We start from the raw sequence: 19,006 nt of genomic DNA on the forward strand, positions 1-19,006 counted from the left end.
TCACTTTCCATGCCATACTGCTGTATCACATCTTTTTTTGCTTCCCGCCACGCATTTTCAATGGAATAGCCTGCCCGCATTGCTCCTGCTGCCGATAGCAGTGCATCCTTAAACTGAATCTTTAAATCATTCTGGCGCTGTATCTTAGCAGAATTCCTTTTGTTTCGAAGAAATACTGGACATAAACCGAAGCCTGTAAGAATTGCCAGAGTGGACTGATAAAATAGCCAGCCTATCAGAATATCCAGCAGCAGAAATTCTCCAACATATAATAAAAACTGTCTTTTCTTAAAATGATATTTACGATAATCCGGCAGCCTGTAATTTCTCTTGATAGAGAAGTTCTCCCTTCTTCTCCCAGATTCCGCCGATGCTTCCCTGTTCTTTTTTCTCCCGGAACTGGAAGAGTTCGTGTAAACATACCTTGCCATTTTCCACCCCCTTCAATTCCACAACCTGCAGCAATTTTCTGCTGCCATCCCTGATTCTGCCAAGTTGTATGATAATATCAATGGCTGATGCTATCTGACTCTGGATTGCTGCCAGAGGCATATCCATTCCCATCAGCACCATCGTCTCAAGGCGGCTTACCATATCCATTGCCGAATTGGCATGTCCGGTACTCAGGCTGCCGGAGTGTCCGGTATTCATTGCCTGCAGGACATCCAGTGCTTCTGCCCCACGGCATTCCCCGACGATAATCCGGTTTGGGCGCATACGAAGTGCACTTTTTATCAAATCCCGGATGGTAATCTCCTCTGCTCCCGGAAGCTTGATATCCCGGCTCTCTAGACGAACCAGATTGGGTAGCCCAAGCAGCTGCAGCTCCGCTGAGTCCTCAATGGTAACCACACGTTCTTCCTTTGGAATAAATTCCGACAAAGCATTTAGAAATGTAGTCTTACCGCTTCCTGTTCCTCCTGATACAAAAATGTTATAGCCGGCACACACCAGATGCTTTAAAAAATCTGCCACTTCCCTTGAAATAGAACCCCATTCTATCAGTGTCTGCATCCGGACAGGCTCTTTGGGAAAACGACGGATGGACAACGCTGTTCCGTCTATGGCAATGGGCTTTAAGACAATATTTACTCTGGATCCATCCGGCAGTCTGGTATCTACAATAGGATGTAATTCATTTACCATGCGGTTACTGCCTCCTGCAATCTGCTGTATGACATCCTGAAGCTTTTCTTCTGATGTAAAGTGTTTATCCCACTGATAAAGCCTCCCTGCCTTTTCATAAAAGATTCCTTTGGTCCCATTTACCATAATTTCTGTAATGTCAGCATCCTCAATAAGCTCCTGCAAAATATCCAGCCTCCGCAGGGAATGAAAGATTTCCCGAATCAGATTCTGCCGCATGGAAATACTCATAGGCATTCTATGGCTGTCTTCTTCCAAAGTCTTTTGCACCAGTTCTAAGATTTCTTCATCTTCCATGGTTCTTGAAATGTCCATCCGTTCCATTACCTGATGCTTCAAGCGTTCCTTTAAATTCTCCTTTGTCTCCATCTGAATGCCTTTCCCCCATACATCTTCTTATGCATTTCCTTATGTACTTTCTTATTCACTTTCTTATCCATTTCCTTATCTACTTCTTTCCTAAGTCATTCCTTTTCCATTGCCTTCTTCTCTTTCTATTTCCTGCGCTATCCACTCTTTGAAATAGCCTGCTGCTGCAACCGGATTACCGGAATTTTCATATCTTTCACCGGGCTGCAATCGTTCCGGAATCTTTACTATCTGAATCTTTCCTTTTACTTCCTGTGACATAAGCTGTTGTTCTACAGTATCCATTCCATATTCCTGCTTTAAAAATGCATACACCCTGTCACACTCTTCGATAATTCTTCCCGTATCAGCAAGCTCCGGCTGTATCTCTAATATCACATAATCAAAGGACAATTCCTGCCAGATAATTTCTAAAAGCCTGTGATAATCCTGTGCTTTTACTTCACCCAATAAAACTGCCTGTTCTACCGGAACCATAATGCCAAGTTCACCCACAGTAGTAATTCCGCTCATCACACTGGCACCCCCATTGGTACTTCCAAGCCGGAGGGATAGCAGAACATCGGATAAATTATGGCTTTCTTCCATTTCCGGCAGCTTCATGCCGCAATATCCTCTGGTATTAATGTATAAAACCTTTCCCTTCTCTGCCAAAACCTGTGCTACAGCCAGTCCTGCCAATAAAGACAGCCCGTCATACCAGGGTGACAGCAGTCCTATGGTACGACCCTTCCTGCTTCCCCGCAGACAGATTTCCGTTGGACGCTCCGCCAGTAATGCATACATTTCCTGCAGGATGACATTGGCAGACTGGTACTTATAAATATGCGGCAATGCTGCCTCTCTTGCTCCCAGCCGTTCTTCTGCCAGACATACCATTTCTTTCTTTAAAGGAAGGGTTTCTGCTTCTTTCAGCAGCCCTGAATTAACCAGCCAGATATCTCTTTTTTCTCCATTTAAATCTGCCTCTACACTATTCCAGTCCGTATATACCTCTGCCTTTGCCACATTTCCTGTCTCCAGAAGATATTCTGCCAGTTTATTTCCATAGGCACTGTCCGCATCGCAGATTGCAATTGATATCTGATTCATTACACCACCCCCAATGTCAGTAAATAGCCGCCCAGTACCGCCGGTGCCAGATGCATGCAGGAATCATCCATACCGGTCTGCTCCCGATAAGGCACCCACTGTTTTTTCACCAGACTGCTCTGAATATAAGTTCTAAAATGCAGTATGCGTCGTAATAATGCTCCCTGCCTTATCAGCCGGAACAATCCGTATACTGCTACCAAACATAAGGAAAAAATAATTGTGTGAAGTACAATAGAATAATCTGTCATGCAGGAGAGTGCCATAAAAAGCTTAATGTCTCCGGCTCCCATTGCATGCATCAAGAATAATAAATAGAATAGAATCACGGGAATTAACATCATTACTGTTACCAGTATAATTCCCTTTTCTCCTTCTCCCCGGATATGTGCTGCATATCCTGTCATCACCCCCATGCCCGTCAGCCAGTTCGGTATTTTTGACTTCCATAAGTCAAAGCAAACTGCCAGTCCAAGCATAATTATCACTAGTATTGTTATAATTCCTTCCCCCTTCGCTGTAATCGCATTATACGATGTCCCCATGACCTTGTACATGTCGAATTGGGAAAGTTTTTTCTTTCGTCACATTTCACAAATATTATATCAGACGATATGCCATAATTCCATAAAGCAGGGTAAATCCTCCTGCTCCCAGCAGTCCCACCGTTGTAAGGCTCCATGGATTCAGTCCCACCATAACGTCTATGCCATTCTTCGAAAGCAGCTGGTTGCAAAAGACAATTGCCACCGCTCCTGCTGCCATCCGGACAACAAAATTTAAGACAAGGTCTGCCCTCTGTTTTAAGATTCCGATAAACAAAACCAGCAGACAAATGCCTATAATCACCATAATTCCTGTTTCTTTGCTCATTACACTGCTTAAAATCCTTTTCAAGTATCCATTTCCTTACCATTAACATATTTTTCTGCAAAAAAAAATATTCCTTTTTTTGTATAGATTGGATTTTTCTGATTATACTTAGTAAAAAGAGGATTTATTTTCCATAAAGAAAGTGGGGATCGTATTGTTTGGAATTGTAAAAAACACACCTGCGCCGGATGCCGGCTACCGCTTACTTTTAGATGATTTAAACCGGACAAAGAATGACTTGGACTTCGCATATGCGAATTTTCAGAATGTTGTAGAACCGGATCTGATTGATGCCTATATTTATGAAGTAAATGCCATGCAGCTGAAATATAAATTTCTGCTACGCCGCTTAAAACAAAAAACAGAGGATTCTTACGCGAAGAATCCTCTGGAAGTATCTGACTCCTGAAAATTTTCATTTAATTGTTCTTTTCCATACGTCATACCCGCATATACCTGCTGGGTATTGTGCATTAAGGGTTCTGAGGTATCCTGCTTTGCGACCTCGCAGAAGGCCTGATACAAACCGCTCAGAACTCTTTTTGCATGGGCAATGCCGTCACCGCTCTGCTGATACATACTGCGCATCAGCTCTCTTCTGCAATAGGAATAAAGCGGATAGAGCTGTGGGGAAAGTTCATATTGAAAATTCAATGCCGCCTGAAGTTCTCCAATCACTGCATCAGCTTTCCGGACGGCTTCTTTGTATACATCAAAATCTTTTTCCTTCAGATTTTTTTCTGCTTCATCAAGATAAGAAAAGCAGATATCATATAAAACCACTACCAGTTCACTGCGGTTACTCTGGGTAATCCTTCTGGTAAAGTCCTGCTTTGTTCTACTATCCATGACAGTCTCCTTTGATTACTGAAGTAACTGTAATACCTGCTGTGGAATGTCATTTGCCTGGGACAATACGGAAATTGCTGCCTGGGACAATACATTCTGCTGTGTATAATTGGTCATTTCCTCTGCCATATCTACATCTGAAATACGGGAAAGTGCAGATGTCATATCCTCGCTGGTCTCATCAAGACTTCCTACAGTAGAATCCAGACGGTTCTCACAGGCTCCAATGGCAGAACGTACGGAAGATACTCTTGCCAGTGCATTATCTAATGCAACGATTGCCCGGTCTGCTCCGGTTACAGTTGTTACATCTAAATCATCCAGATATAAGGTCTCGGTATCAATCTCCGGAATATCTACTTTAATGGTCTGGTTTTCATTGGCTCCTACCTGAAGATCCATGGTTCCAATGTCGGTCACTTCTAATTTAGCAGTACTTCCTGCGGCAAGTCCGCTCTTGGTAAGAAAAGACATTTCAAATCCATCACGGTCTGTAATAGTTACTTTATTGCCATCGACTGCGGCAGTTGCAGTGGTTGAAAATCCGCTTCCTGCAGCATGAATATCTACCTCAGCATTGGTTCCGTAAGATACTGCCGGTGTCATGGAATTAAATCCAAGCTGTGCTGCCAACGCAGCATCGCTGATTGTGATTTCTACTTTGCCTGTCTCGCCATATGCAGTGGATTCAAAGGAAAGCTTACCGCCATCTGCTTTTACGGTAGTCTCGCCTAACTCACCGGCTGTTCTGATTTTCTCAAAGACCTGCTCATAGGTATCGGTTGCTTCTATTTCTACGGATGAACTGTTAATTTTCATTTTACCGGACGCTCCGATTGTTGCTGTCATATCATTAAATGCAACGGTATCTGCATCCTTCTTTGCAGTCTCAGCTGCCTGATTGATGGTTACGGTATAATCTGCTGCGGTTACATTACTGGATACTGCCATTCTTGTAGCGTTAGTTCCATATACTCTTCGCTGGATGCTGCCATCCAGTAAGGATTTGGTATTGAACTCGGTATCCTTGCTGACACGGTTAATTTCTTTCTTTAATTCTTCTACTTCCTGCTGAATTGCTTTCTTATCATCCGGTGTATTGGAATCACTGGCTGCCTGTACAGAAAGCTCACGCATTCTCTGTATCAGGGAAGTCACTTCATTTAAGGCTCCATCGGTTGTCTGTAATACGGAAATACCATCAGACGCATTCCGGGATGCCTGGTCAAGTCCTTCAATCTGTAAATTTAATTTATTGGAAATTGCCATACCTGCCGGATTATCTTTGGAATGATTAATCTTTAATCCGGAGGACAGACGCTCCATTGCCTCGGTTACTTTATTTTCTGTACGCAATAACTGTTTATTTGTAATTACCGCTGACATGTTATGGTTTACTTTCATTTATCTTAATTCCTTTCTTCCATTCATGCCCGCATCCTTGCGGTCTATCGACGTTCCATGTCTTATGTATTCTATATCGGACTACCTTTCTAAGGACTTAACCGCTTTTAGGAAACTTTCTGCCATTCCATAAAGTGTCTTTGTCTGAATTTCCGTATCCGAAGGATTTTTTTCTTCCGTCTTGTCTGTATTTTCAGAAGAAACTTCTGTGCTGTGATGGATTCCATCCTTCTTTATTTCCCCGGTCATATAGCTGATGCTGACTTCCTGTCCTGGCTCCTGTGCAAAAAGATTTTCCCACTCTTTCGCATGGCTTTCAAATAATGCAGTGGTCTCTTTGGATTCTGCTGCAATATAACCGGAAATCTTTTCCTTGCCGGCACGAAGCTGTGCTGCCACTCTTCCTAAGCGGTCTGTCTCAAAGACGATGTCTACTAGACCTTTCTTTTCTTCGCCACGGACAATCTTAAGAGACACATTGCAGGTCTCGCCCTGTACCAGCACCGGAACTGCATATTCTTCTTTTTTTGCCGCCGCACTTCCCAAAGCAATCTGGGTATGCATCATTTTCAGTTCCTGCAAATCAAGGCTTGTAAGATTATCCTCCGACATCATCATGGTCTTCATGACATTCTCAGCGGTATCTGCCAGCTTCCGCTGAGCCTCTGCCATTTCCTTCGGTGTCTTAACTGCCTCTGCAAAATCAGAAAATATTTTTTCTTTGATATTTTCCAGTTCCTCTGTCAGATTTTCACTCCTGTCTGCCATCTTAAACAGACGGTTAAATACCTGATTCCGGTTGTTCATATAATCTGCTGCCGCAAGCACCCGGTTAACGGTTGCCGGCATATCAAGCTGTTCTAACCACTCATAGACTTCCTGTGGTGCCGCCGCTGCCTGGGACAGTTCCTGTACCTGTTCCCTCCGGTAAGCTGCCTCTGTTTCTTCTTTCTGCTCCACTTCTTTCATGGCATCTGCCAGCTCTTCCGGTGTCATGGAAAGCCATTTTTCATCTTCCATAAATGGTGCAATCTTCTCCGGTACCAGCCCATCTTTCACATCGGAAAGCTTATTCTTCTGGTACGCTCCCTCAATCTGTTCCGTAATGGAAATGCCGGCTCCTTCTTTGGTCTGTACGCCTCCAAAATCATCATCTACCTGATAATCCATGGCACCATGCTTTGCGGAACGAACCTGGGTCAGAAGTCCACGCAATGTAATATCTCCGCCCTGCTGCAGCAAGGCTCCGATTGCTGCGCCGTCTGTCTTTTCTACCTGACGGATCAGCCGGTATACACCAATATAAGCACTTCGTTCTTCTTCGCTGATTTCCTTATTCTGCTCTAATTTATAAAGGTATTTACTGAATTTTTCCTCTTCGGTAATGCCCTGTTCTTCCTGAATCTGCTCAGATACGGTATTTATCTCTTCAAAGCTCATATCCAGTGGATTCATGCCTTCTTTTATCATGGTACGAACAACTGCCGGTTTTAAATGGTCAAATGCCCGCTGCACTTCTTCATCCGCAGCTTTCATTTCCGCAATATTTTCCGGTGTCAGCTCCATCTGGTTATAAGCTAAGATTCTGACGGCACGCTGATTTCCATAGCTTGTCTCCAGGTCTAAATCCTTTAAAATATCATCCACATTGCGGAATGCCTTGGAAATGGAATCTCCCATGTCCTGACGAGGTGCGGTCATCATAGTCTCATATCGTTCTCCTGCCTTTTCAAAGGTATCCTTTAAGGCAGCTCCATCTTCATAGAGACTCTGCAATGTTGTTTCATCTACCGGATGGATTCCAAGAGCATATGCCGGCATCGCTTTTAATGCTTCAGATGTGTCCATGACATTCCGGAACAATGCCACATCCGCTTCCTTTGGTACAATGCCATCCCCGGAAAGGAGTCTGCTGTAATATTCATTTTCCTGTGTTTTCAGTTCTTCCACCAGCTGGGACAATTCCATGGTATCAATGGAAATTCCTTTTTTCAGTAAAGAAAGGTTCGCTTCACTGGTCATTTTCAGTCTGGTTTCCTCTAACTGTCTTCTTGCAGTCAGAAGATCTAAGCCGCTTTTCGTATAAGCTGCTTTATCCGTTGCCGCTGAAACTTTTGTGTCCTTGTTCTTTATCTCATCCGCAGCTTTTTTCAGATTCTCAATAGTAAGCGGTTCTCCGGAATTTACCACATAGGCAAGTTCCTCATCCGTTACATTGGTAATGACGTCCAATGCATCCTGTGCCTGATCCTTGAAATCATTTCCGGAAAGTACGACATCCTGCGGACGGATTCCATCGAAAATTGCCTCTGCCGATACTGCTACAATTTCTTCCTCACCAAGGGGAAGCTGTAACTGCTGCAATGTGGATAACTTCTCTAAATTCTCTGCAGTCAGTGGAATACCATTTTCAATGAGCCATCTGCCATCTGCCATATTCTGCTCATTGACATCCATACCGCTTTCGGATATTACGGCTTCTATCTGCTGCTTTAACGCATCATAATCAAGGTCTGTCATCTGCTGCATTCCGGCATAGGTTGCACTCCCGGAAAATTCTGCTTTATATAAATTTGCAGTGGTAACCGGCAGCTCATTATCCAGCATATATTTCATGCTTCCTTCATCCGGTGTATGAAGTTCTTCCATCATATTGGCAGTCTCTGTAATATCTTTTACATTATTCTCCGTCACCGGGATATTTACGGTATTCAGGGCTGATTCTATATGCTGTGCCATTGCAGTGCTTCCTGCCATCGCTTCAATCTGGGCATCACTGAGTCCATCCCCGAAATAGCTGATGTCCTCTCCTGATTTTGCCAGACGCATCTTCATCTTATCGGTCTCGGTTACTACCGTTGGAATCTCGGTATCTGTCAGGGAAAATCCATCCTCTTCCATTGCTTTTACATCTTTTCCCGTAGTATGGTCTGATGCAAAAAGCATCTCATTTTTCATCTGGGTTGCGTCCAGATTGGATGCCTGCTCCTTAATCTTCTCTAAGGCATTTCCCTCTTTTTCCGGCTTGCCATAAGTCGGCTGCTCTAACAGACGATCTGCCTTTCTGTCTTTTTCTATTCTTACAATGGATGCATCTTTCTTTGTATCTGCCACATTTTCCTGTCTGGCAGCTCCTATCATTACAACATTTGCATCTGTTTTCTGATTCTGTTCTATCCGCATGAAGTTCCTCCATTTTCACGGTCTTATCAAATGTCCTGCTATTTTATTATGTCGGCTGATTGAGCGAAAAACTTAAGTAGGCAGTGAAAAACCAAATGTCATTAAGTTAAGACCACTTACAGGTCTTGACAGCTAAAATGATATTGCTATCAACTAAATCTCTATTTAGTTAAGACAGTCTAAAAATTAAAAATACCTATCACAAGAGAAATTCTTCGGTAGGTATTTTATTTTGCCTAAATATAGGCATGACAATAAAAAAGACCGTCACTTTTTCTTAAATGTGAACGGTCATCTTTTTATTTAGACATCAGTTCTATCATATCCATAATGCATTTCTGTTGTTCTATGTCCATATGATTTATCATTTCCTGTAATTCAGGTATTAAGTTAAGCTCACTATATCCTAAAATATCGTTTGGAGTAATTCCAATCTTCTCACAATAGCCAAGCAGCATACGGATGCTTGCTTTTGACACACCACGCTCCACAGCCGAAATGTGATTTTTAGTAAGCCCTGTTGCTTCACATAATTCTGACTGTAAAACCCCATGGCTTTCTCTTGCATTTTGTAATAATCTGCCTATCTTTACATTTTCCTCATCTATGATTCGATTTGCCATGACAACCACCTTTTCATTCATAGTAAATCCATTATAAATGCTGTCGTTACAAGGTTCAACACAAGTCGACAAAAATAATGGCAATTCATTATTTTCATGTCGAAAAGTAACGACAATAACGATATAATATATGTAGGCAGTAAATCAGTTATTTACGCATTTTGAAATTAGATATATGGTATATATATATTATACAGGTATTGAATATATAAGGAAAGAGGTGTGTTACTTGAAAGCTGTATCGAAATCTGCAAAGGTAAGTCCTGATGCAAAGCGTATTATTAAGGAATTGAAAAGCGGAGAATTGGAAGTGAGAAATGTTCCAGAAGAATTTGCTTTAGATTCTAATGTTGTAAAAGCAGAACGAAAATTGGGACTGAGAAAAAGTGGTCATCGAGGTTTTGATGTAATCACACAAACATTTTTTGTAGAAGAAGATTGGTTTCATAAAGATTTGTCAGGTAATCTTGTTTCAAGATTGCATAAGATGACATTTGATTCTTTTGAGGAATATTATGGATTTTTGGATGGTGATATATACGAAGATGCTTGCTATTATCAGTATGCATTTGAAGATGAATTTTCCAAAAATCTTAATCTTGATATAGACCGATTGAAAAAAGTGAAAAGTTTTGTGACAGAAACTGTAGATGATTATTCGTGTGAACGGTCACAGGATGAAATTGAATTATATGAGCATTGTGAAAAAACAAATAAGAAATGTGTAAAACAGTGGTTGGATAAATTCATTGCTTGTGATACATATGAACAATTCAGAAAGGTGTGCAGTAATTATGAAAAATCAACGGTCTCACAATATAAACGTGTAGAATTTTTCTTTTTCCAGTATGCTTTTGATGCTCAGTGTCACAAAAAGCATTTGGATGTGCTTATGGAATATTTGTCAAAAGACTATTATTTCGGTGGTAATGCTGTACAGGGATTATGCTTGATTCATACACCAGAAGTCATTCTTGATAAATATGATTTTTCACAAGCATCTGTTGCAACCAATAGGAAGCGAAAAAAAGAAGTAAAAGATTTTGTGGAAGACTTGAAAAATCAGGATATTGAGATGACTGTAGTAGGTTATTTTGATAAAGTGACACATTTTTATTGTGAAGAAACAAAAGTGTATCGCTATTATAACAATCAAGGAAGAAAGACTTTGAATCGCTGGGGTAGTGTATATGTATGTCGAGCTTTTGAGACATTTGATGAATTTATCAAGTATAGAAATGGTAATTTGAAAAATTGTGACTTATCAGGAGCCATTGATTTGGATGTTGATTTTTCAAAATATATGACAGATGATACGACAAAATTACCGATTAGAGAAGATGAAAATCTGAGTTGCAAGGTGTTGAAAGTATATAAGAATGGTAAATTTGCAGTATGTCAATTTTGGAGTAATGAAGATAAAGAAATTGTAAAACAGCAGGTACATAGATTTTCATATTTCTTTGATTTCGTGGCATTTTTGAAAGGGGATTTATCTGGTGCAGATTTATTATTCTGTACTGGCATGAAAAATCTTTCCAACATAGACGGAATCAATTTGAATGACGTGAAAATGACCAGTGAAGTATGCGAACAATTTAATGTTCAATATAAATCGTATGATTATGATAAAAAACTCATTGGTGAGTTTCCAGTAGTTGAAAAGAATGAAGAAGAAACAGCATTGATATTACAATCGTCAAGGGAAATTGTTTCATCTGATAGCAGTATGCTTTTCGGAAGTTTTGGAAATATGTTTTTATGGGATTCTAATAGAATTAGCTATATTTCTGATTTACATTTAATGCATAGAATTAAAAATGCAGGATGTAAATCAAAAGAAGATGTCATTTTTACAATACACAAAATCATTGATGACATTTTAGCTGAAAGTACGAGTTTGACACTTATCGGTGGAGATGTGTCATCAGAATTTTCAATATTTGAACTGTTTGTGAAAATGCTTAGAAAGTTAGCAGGCTCAGGAAGACGGGATTTTGTATTTGTTCTTGGTAATCATGAACTTTGGGATTTTCCAGGATTGTCCGTGGATGAGATTGTTGATAAATACAGAACTGTATTAAAGGAAAATGGAATGTATTTATTGCATAATGATTTGTTTTATAGAAATGAATCTGATGACATGGGAATTATTCCATATGATGAATTGATACAGTCAGATAATCAGGCTATTCTTGAAAAATTAAGATGTACAAGATTGGTGATTTTGGGCGGTCTTGGATTCTCAGGTTACAATGAAGAATTCAATGCAAATGACGGTGTGTATCGAGCAACTGTTGATAGAAATACAGAGATTCAAGAGAGTAAAAAGTTTGAACAGCTGTATGATAAATTGACAGATGTATTGGCAAAGAAACATACAATCATCTTTACGCATACACAAAAAAAAGATTGGTGTGTGAATGCAAATTGTCATGATAATTTTGTGTATGTTAGTGGTCATACGCATAGGAATATGTTTTTTGATGATGGTGTAAAAAGAATATATGCTGATAATCAGATTGGTTATAGAAACGAAAGTCCGCATCTGAAAAGTTTTCTGATGGATGGAGAATATGATTATTTTGAGGACTATGAAGATGGCATATATGAAATTACATCTCAGGAATATCAAGATTTTTCTCGTGGAAAGAACATATCAATGGCTTTCAATAGGCAGGTTAATATTCTTTATATGTTGAAAAAGAATGGGTATTACTGTTTTATTCATAAAACAAAGACAGGTTCGCTGTCGATGTTGAATGGTGGAGCATTGAAAAAATTAAATGCAAAAGATGTGAATTATTATTATGATAATATGGATTCAATGATTGCATCTATTGAAACACCTTTGAAAAAATATACAGCTTATCAGGAAAGCATTGCCGATGAAATTAGCAAAATTGGTGGAAGTGGAAGGATTCATGGCTGTATCATTGACATTGATTATTATAATCATGTATATGTGAATCCAGTAGATATGACAGTACGAAGTTATTGGGCATCTGATATTATTAACAAGCTTGTATATCCAAATGTACCGGCATTGTTGAAAAATGAATGCCCGGAATTATATGCTAACTATTTAAAGCTAATTGAAGGTGAAAAATCAAATCCTTTAGCGGTGAAACAGACAAAGAATGAAGTATCATTGTTGCCACAAGAATATTTGGAAACAGACATTTACAAAGCATCTCGTGAGATAAAAAAGATGCAGAAATTGAATTCAAATGTGCTGACAACATGGTATGATATTATTCCAGAGAGGAATGAATTGCCATATAAAAATTAGTATCTAATAAGGAGTGACGATTATGGCAAATAAAGCATACAAGAACCTGAACTGTAAGATTGATAAGTCGGTATCAGATAAGCTGGAGAAATTCATTGCTGATACCAAACTTTCAAAGACGGCTACAGTAGAGAAAGCATTGGAAGAATATATCAACAAGTACTATAAAACTGGTAAAAGATTTAATAAAAAAAGACAGCCACTTTTCCGTTTTAATTTGAAAGGGAGCTGTCTTTTAATTTGTGCTGTCAAATTCTTAACTTAATGACATTGGAGAAAACCAGATAGCCATTTCTTATGAAAGAACTATCTGGTTTTATATATTTTTTTATTACTATTTTTCTATAAATTACTTTTGATTTACAACTCTTCTGGCCTTGTCACTTCATGGTCAGACCAGTTAGCAAGTGTGCCTGCTCCGGACATGTCTGCGCTGTCATTGTAATTTTCTACTGTGATGGTATAGGAACTGGTTCCTTTTACATATACGGTTCCGTCCTCACCCCGAATGGTGACGGTATTTCCATCTTCATCTACAATTGTTCCTGCATTGGAAAGGGTGGTCAATGTACTGTCACCGGTTACAATCCAGGTGCTTCCTTTTTCAATGAAAAGAGTACAATAACCGTCGCCGCCATTTCCGGCATAGGTCCCATCATCTATAATTGCGCCGGTTAAGGTACTATTATCCATCATATAGAAATCAAGCTGGCTGATGCTGTCCCAGATGATATCGCCTTCCATTTCCTGGCTGCTGGCAGTAAAGAGACAGTCCGCTCCGTTTGCACCGCTTTCTCCCCAGCCACGCTGGTTATTATTTCCGGTACATCTTAAGAAGAAATCATTGTCCAATGCATAAGTGATATCCACATCGGAAAGTGTAATGGTAGATTCTGTATTGGTAGTATAGAACATACCGCCATTTTTTGCGGTAAGGCTGCCGCCCTGCATTTCAAAAGTGCTGTTACCTACTTCAGAATCACCGGACATGCTCTGGTATAAAATCACATTCCAGGTGCAGTCATTCTGATCATCATCACTCATACTTCCTTTCTGTGTGCTCTTCTTTGTTTCTGTACACAGTATAGGAAACGAACTTTAGTTATACCTTAGTTTTCCTAAGGAAATTTGTGAAGTTTCTGTGTCTTTTATTTTTTTATGGAAGTTCCAATCTTAAAATTCTACGATTACAGTCTCGCTCTGTACTGCATCCATTCCGGTATGAAGCTTCATATCCGGGTACTCATCTCCGTTGGTAAATACCAGAATGCAGGTTTTCTCATATCCCTGGACTTTGATTTTCTCCGGGTCAAATTCTAAGAGCTTGTCTCCCGCTTTTACTTTCTGTCCCTGTTTTACAAAGTAGCGGAAACCATCGCCCTGCATATTTACGGTATCGATTCCTTCATGAATCAGGACTTCTGCTCCGTTTGATAAGGTTAATCCAACCGCATGTCTGGAATCATCCATTAATAAGGATACTGTTGCGGCACATGGAGCGGTAACAATATTTCCTTCCGGCTCAATTGCCAGTCCATCACCTAACGCCTTTGAGGAAAATACCTCATCCTTTACTTCTTCAATCGGAATTACTTTTCCCGACAGATATGCTTTCAGAACCGGTGTCTGGTTCTCTTCTGCAGAATTTTCTTTATTTTTAAAAATGGAAAACATCTCTATTTCCCGCCTTTCTTTTCTTTTTTCACTTCTATGCTGCCAAGCCTGGTTGGTTTACATAACTATAGACAACATCCTTGTCTTTCTACTGCTCTTTGCTTTCTTTTATGAAATACGCCTTTTCCTTTGTCTCCTTTTCATTGCTTTCATAATCAAGCTGATACAAAAATGAAAACATGCAATCCAATATAAAATGGAATGCGCTATATACCGCAAACGTATCTATTTTCTCTTCATAAGAGCCCTGCTCCTGGATGTCCACCAGAATGACTTCCTGACACATTTTCGCCACGGAGCTGTCCGGAGTTGCCGTAATTCCTACGCAGTATCGTTTATTCTTTTTCAAAAGCTTTAAGCTTTCTACCACATCCCGGTTTTCGCCGGACTGGGAAATTGCAAGATTGATGGTGTGCTCCGTTGCTGTCAGCGCATAGCCCGGCAGGAAACAGGAACTCATCGTCAAGTTTACTATTTTACCAAAACGCAGCATTTTCTGTTGAAATTCCAGTGCTACGGTAGCAGATGTACCCACACTGAAAACATTAATCATATCAGCTCTGCTCATCCGCTGTACAATGCGGTGCAGCTGGTTATAATCAAATCCAGACACTGTTTTTCTTATAGTCTCCTTATTTAATTTTGCAAGTTTCCTTGCTATCTGTTCAAAAGAGTCATTCCCTGAAAAAGGATAGTTTGCATCTACTACGCCCTGATTTGCAAATGCTTCATATTCTGAATAAAACAGAATCTGAAATTTTTTATATCCATCCAGTCCCAGCTTTCTACAAAATCTTGTAATAGTAGACGGCGACGAAAAAGTCGCACGTGCCAAGGACTGAATGGACATATTCTTTACATCAAACCCATTTTTCATCAAATAAGCCGCAATACTTTTTTCAACATCTGTAAAGTCTGCCTGCTTCATCAGTTTTTCTATAATCATAGCATTTCCCTTTCTTCCGGCAGCCTTTGCCAAATAATTTTACATTTATTTTAGCAGAGAATCCACCGGAAAAAAAGGGAAGATATTGTAAATTACCAGGAATATGCTTTGCGGGTTCCCCGCATCAATTATATTCTAGTCATATTCTTTTACTTTACCGCTCTTAAGCAGGAATGCTGTAATTCCGAATCCCAAAACAATGGATACGATAATTCCTACGCAGTACATCGGGAAGTTGACACATCCAAACCAGCCACTGAAAGCAAGCAGTCCTGAAAAGGAGAAGTTTGTTGCTGCAACACCGCCGATTCCAAGAACTAATCCTGCTGCTGCACCGGAAACAATCATTGTTCCAAGCAACCATTTGCTTCTTAAAATGATACCGTAAAGTCCAGGCTCTGTAATACCGCAAAGTGCATTGGTAAATGCTGCTGAACCTGCAGTTGTCTTGTCTCCTGCATTTTTTGCAAATACTGCCACTGCAAGGCAGATTCCAAGTGCTGCGTAGTTACCCATTCCACCTGCTGCCAGCGCCGGCTCAAAGCCCTGCTCTGCCATAATTCCAAGGAGAATCGGAGTAACTGCCCAGTGCATACCAAGAAGGATTACCAAGGAGAATAATCCACCAAATACAATGCCTACAAGAATCTTGCTTGCGCTTACTACACCGTATACGGCATTAATTCCGTTTGCAACAAGTCCGCCCAGCGGTCCAAATACAAGAATGCTAAGTGGAACAAATACAATCAAACATAAGAATGGAACAAGGATAAACTGCACTACCTGTGGCAAAATCTTTTTCAGCCATTTTTCAAAATAACTCATGCAGAATATTGCCAGTAAAATCGGGATAAAGGAACCGCTGAAATTATATGCGGTAAAGTTAATTCCCAATAAGGAAGCTTTCTCACCGGTTACCAGAAGGTCTGCTACGCCAGGATACATAATGGATGCACCCAGTGTTACGGCTACATAAGGATTACATTTAAAATGCTTTCCTGCTGTAAATGCCAACAGAATCGGGAAGAAATAAATCAGCGAATAAAAAATAGAATAAAAGGTCTGGTAAGTAAGACCTGTGCTGTCTACTACGCCAAAGTTTGCCAGTAATCCAATTAATCCGGATGCGATACCACCGGTTGCCAGAATCGGAATATACGGTGCATATACATCGGACATCATTTTTGTAAATCTGTCTAAAAGTCCGACTTTCTTCTTCCCTTCATCCACAGCTTCTGCTGGATTTTCTGCTTTTAATTTGGATTTCAGTGCCGGAACTTCTGCAAGCTGTGCATAAACATCACCTACATTTGGTCCGATTAATACCTGATAATATCCGGAGCCGATTAAGGTTCCCAGTACACCTTTTACTTTCTTTAAGGAAGCCTGATCAAATTTTGCTCCATCCTTTAATGTAAAACGGAGTCTTGTTGCACAGTGAATACAACTTTCAATATTATCTGTGCCACCCACGCCGGCGATAACCGCCTGAATTAATTCTGAGTAGTCTTTCATTCGTATTACCCCTTTCTTTTGTGTAATTCACATTTTTCTTATATATTTAATCCTGCTGCAAACCCTTCAAAATTTGCATTCATAATGTTCGATGGACTGATACAGTCCCCAATTGCTATGGTATCTTTACAAATTCCGTAAAATGCTTCTACAAGCTTTTTCTGTGCCGAAAGTCCGGTAGAAAGAATCAGGTTGTCATAGGAAATACTCTTCTCTTCTCCCTTTTCATCCTTATAAACAACAACATCTTCTTCGATTCTGCTGCAACCGCATTTTAACAGGCTGTGAAGATTCTCATACTGCAAAAACTTTTGACGTAATGCTTCCCGGTATAAAGAGTTGGCATTTGCTGCCAGTGTATCGGTCAGTTCCAGAATGGAAACATTCTTTCCCTGCTCGGCAAGTTCCAATCCTATCTCGCATCCAATACTTCCTCCACCGAGGATTACTATCTCCTGTCCTAGCTGTTCCGGATATGCAATTGCTTTTGTTGCAAGCTGTACCTTGGAACCGTCAATTCCCGGAATCGGAAGAATCCTCTCTACGGCACCAAGGGCAACTATCAATGAATCCGGCTGAAGCTCTTTTATAGACTCCGGTGTTGCTTCTGTGTTCAGACGAACCTCTATCTTTCTTTTTGCCATCTGAGTCCGATAGTAATTTAACAGCCGCTTAATTTCTTCCTTGTGTGCTTCCTTTTCAATGAAACGAAGCATGCCGCCCAGTTCACTTTCCTTTTCCAGTAATGTAACCTGATGTCCCCGGTCATATGCTGTCATAGCAGCTTTCATGCCTGCCGGTCCTCCGCCAACGATTACCACATGCTTTTTCTCTTTTACTTCCGGCAAATCCAGTCCCGATGGAACAAATTCCTCATTGTGATATCTTGGATTTACGGAGCAGCCTACATTCCAGTGGTCTGTGGAAATGTGATAACAGTTGGAGCATCTGAGACACGGAACAATGTCTTCCGGATGCCCCTCCAATGCTTTCTTCGGCCAGTATGGATCAGCCAGAAGTGTTCTTCCAAATGCCACCATATCCACATAACCCTTTGCAATAATTTCATCTGCCATTTCCGGCGTCATAACGGCGCTGACCACAGAAACCGGAATCTTAAGCTCCTGTTTTGCAATTTTTGCCCATTTGAGATTCGGCATTTCTTCTTCCAGATTGGTTGTGATGCAATGCACATTTGCTTCAAACACTTTATCAATTCCAGATGAAATCTGAACGGTATCCACATACTGCTCTGCCTGCTTCAGGAAGTACATCACATCCTCAAAGCTTATGGAATCTTCAATCCATTCATAGGCACTGACACGCATATCAATCGGATAATCTTTTCCAACTGCTTTCCGGACGGTTTCTAATATCCGAAGTGGAAAACGGCTGCGGTTTTCGATGCTTCCGCCGTAGGAATCTGTCCGGTGATTGTAATGTGGGGAAAGGAACTGTGCCGGAAGCCAGCCATGTCCGAAGTGAAGAAAAATGGAATCGAAACCAATTTTTCTTGCACTTGCTGCGGTCTCGGCATACCACTGCAACGTTTCTTCCATCAACGCTTCATCCATTTCCTTTACTTCCACTCCATCCGGGCGGATAAATCCAGACGGTCCTTTCGCATAATCCACCGTTCTTGCATCCTGTCCTGCGTGAAAGATTTCGATAGAAGCTTTCGCTCCGCCTTTGTGAATCTTCAACACTTTCTTTCTGGTGGCTTCTCTTTCATACTTGGCAAATGGATACGGTTCTTCCGGACTTGCAAAACTGGAACGTCCCGGTTCTACTATTGCATGTCCCGCAATTACAAGTGCTGCACCGCCCAATGCTTTTTCTTCAAAATCATCACCTGTCGGTGTTGCCACAATTCTATTTTTTAATATCATTCCATTAATAGAAATTGGCTGAAATAAATGATTATACACGTTCTTCTCCTTTCTGCTGTATTTTATTTACCTTCATCTTAAGGCACTTAAACCGCAGAAACAAGCCACTGAAAACAACTGGAAAATATTTTTCACAATCTCTATTTTTCAT

Annotated in this window: 16 protein-coding genes; 3 read left to right on the forward strand and 13 right to left on the reverse strand. The window is 40.5% G+C overall.

The genetic code is table 11. From position 1 onward, the window contains the following. Positions 1-300 precede the first annotated feature (300 nt). The 4 genes from DWX65_RS11455 to DWX65_RS11470 form a co-directional block, all read right to left on the reverse strand. Positions 301-1,515: a CpaF family protein gene (locus tag DWX65_RS11455; RefSeq protein WP_118173471.1), complete on the reverse strand. Its 1,215-nt coding sequence runs from the start codon at positions 1,513-1,515 to the stop codon at positions 301-303. Positions 1,516-1,605: 90 nt separating this feature from the next. Continuing rightward, complete coding sequence (locus tag DWX65_RS11460; protein WP_118173472.1) at positions 1,606-2,607, reverse strand: hypothetical protein; 1,002 nt, start codon at positions 2,605-2,607, stop codon at positions 1,606-1,608. Then, entirely contained in the window at positions 2,607-3,152 is a 546-nt protein-coding gene (locus DWX65_RS11465; protein ID WP_158564736.1) for an A24 family peptidase, read from the reverse strand. Before DWX65_RS11465 ends, DWX65_RS11460 begins: the two co-directional genes overlap by 1 nt. Before the next feature lie 55 nt (positions 3,153-3,207). Further along, positions 3,208-3,480, reverse strand: a complete 273-nt coding sequence (locus DWX65_RS11470; protein WP_118173489.1) for a pro-sigmaK processing inhibitor BofA family protein — start codon at positions 3,478-3,480, stop codon at positions 3,208-3,210. 142 nt (positions 3,481-3,622) lie between these two features. Here DWX65_RS11470 and DWX65_RS11475 point away from each other — a divergent pair, with 142 nt between their 5' ends. Beyond that, positions 3,623-3,889 carry a YaaL family protein gene (locus DWX65_RS11475; RefSeq protein ID WP_242997862.1) on the forward strand — a complete coding sequence of 89 codons (267 nt, stop codon included), beginning with the start codon at positions 3,623-3,625 and terminating at the stop codon, positions 3,887-3,889. Here the strand turns inward: DWX65_RS11475 and DWX65_RS11480 are convergent. The 4 genes from DWX65_RS11480 to DWX65_RS11495 all read right to left on the reverse strand — a co-directional run bounded on the left by DWX65_RS11480 (position 3,853) and on the right by DWX65_RS11495 (position 9,539). Continuing rightward, positions 3,853-4,329, reverse strand: coding sequence for a flagellar export chaperone FliS (locus tag DWX65_RS11480; RefSeq protein WP_118173474.1), 477 nt, complete (start codon positions 4,327-4,329; stop codon positions 3,853-3,855). The genes DWX65_RS11475 and DWX65_RS11480 overlap by 37 nt on opposite strands. A gap of 15 nt (positions 4,330-4,344) precedes the next feature. After that, entirely contained in the window at positions 4,345-5,733 is a 1,389-nt protein-coding gene (locus DWX65_RS11485) for a flagellin N-terminal helical domain-containing protein (RefSeq protein WP_118173475.1), read from the reverse strand. Between the two features lie 81 nt (positions 5,734-5,814). Next, on the reverse strand, positions 5,815-8,916 hold the full coding sequence (locus DWX65_RS11490; RefSeq protein ID WP_118173476.1) for a DUF6240 domain-containing protein: 3,102 nt from the start codon (positions 8,914-8,916) through the stop codon (positions 5,815-5,817). Positions 8,917-9,215: 299 nt separating this feature from the next. After that, positions 9,216-9,539, reverse strand: coding sequence for a helix-turn-helix domain-containing protein (locus DWX65_RS11495; RefSeq protein WP_158564737.1), 324 nt, complete (start codon positions 9,537-9,539; stop codon positions 9,216-9,218). Between the two features lie 175 nt (positions 9,540-9,714). Between DWX65_RS11495 and DWX65_RS11500 the strand changes: the two genes are divergently transcribed. Continuing rightward, the gene (locus DWX65_RS11500; protein WP_117947296.1) at positions 9,715-12,831 is read left to right on the forward strand and encodes a metallophosphoesterase; all 3,117 of its coding nucleotides are present in this window, start codon (positions 9,715-9,717) and stop codon (positions 12,829-12,831) included. A 22-nt stretch (positions 12,832-12,853) separates the two neighbouring features. Beyond that, positions 12,854-13,096, forward strand: coding sequence for a hypothetical protein (locus DWX65_RS11505; protein WP_117947295.1), 243 nt, complete (start codon positions 12,854-12,856; stop codon positions 13,094-13,096). Between the two features lie 95 nt (positions 13,097-13,191). Here DWX65_RS11505 and DWX65_RS11510 read toward each other — a convergent pair whose 3' ends face one another. The 5 genes from DWX65_RS11510 to DWX65_RS11530 form a co-directional block, all read right to left on the reverse strand. Continuing rightward, positions 13,192-13,875, reverse strand: a complete 684-nt coding sequence (locus tag DWX65_RS11510; RefSeq protein ID WP_117947294.1) for a hypothetical protein — start codon at positions 13,873-13,875, stop codon at positions 13,192-13,194. Between the two features lie 129 nt (positions 13,876-14,004). Continuing rightward, a complete protein-coding gene (locus tag DWX65_RS11515) occupies positions 14,005-14,505 on the reverse strand; it encodes a PTS sugar transporter subunit IIA (protein ID WP_118173478.1) in 501 nt (166 codons plus the stop codon). Between the two features lie 88 nt (positions 14,506-14,593). After that, positions 14,594-15,451 carry a MurR/RpiR family transcriptional regulator gene (locus tag DWX65_RS11520; protein ID WP_147326046.1) on the reverse strand — a complete coding sequence of 286 codons (858 nt, stop codon included), beginning with the start codon at positions 15,449-15,451 and terminating at the stop codon, positions 14,594-14,596. A 135-nt stretch (positions 15,452-15,586) separates the two neighbouring features. Next, positions 15,587-16,966 (reverse strand): PTS transporter subunit EIIC, encoded by a 1,380-nt coding sequence (locus tag DWX65_RS11525; protein ID WP_118088007.1) that lies wholly within the window; start codon positions 16,964-16,966, stop codon positions 15,587-15,589. Between the two features lie 38 nt (positions 16,967-17,004). Further along, positions 17,005-18,894, reverse strand: a complete 1,890-nt coding sequence (locus tag DWX65_RS11530) for an oxidoreductase (protein ID WP_199534948.1) — start codon at positions 18,892-18,894, stop codon at positions 17,005-17,007. Positions 18,895-19,006 lie beyond the last annotated feature (112 nt).

Source organism: Roseburia sp. AF20-18LB, from assembly GCF_003461185.1.
In the GTDB taxonomy this organism is placed as follows: domain Bacteria; phylum Bacillota; class Clostridia; order Lachnospirales; family Lachnospiraceae; genus Roseburia_C; species Roseburia_C amylophila.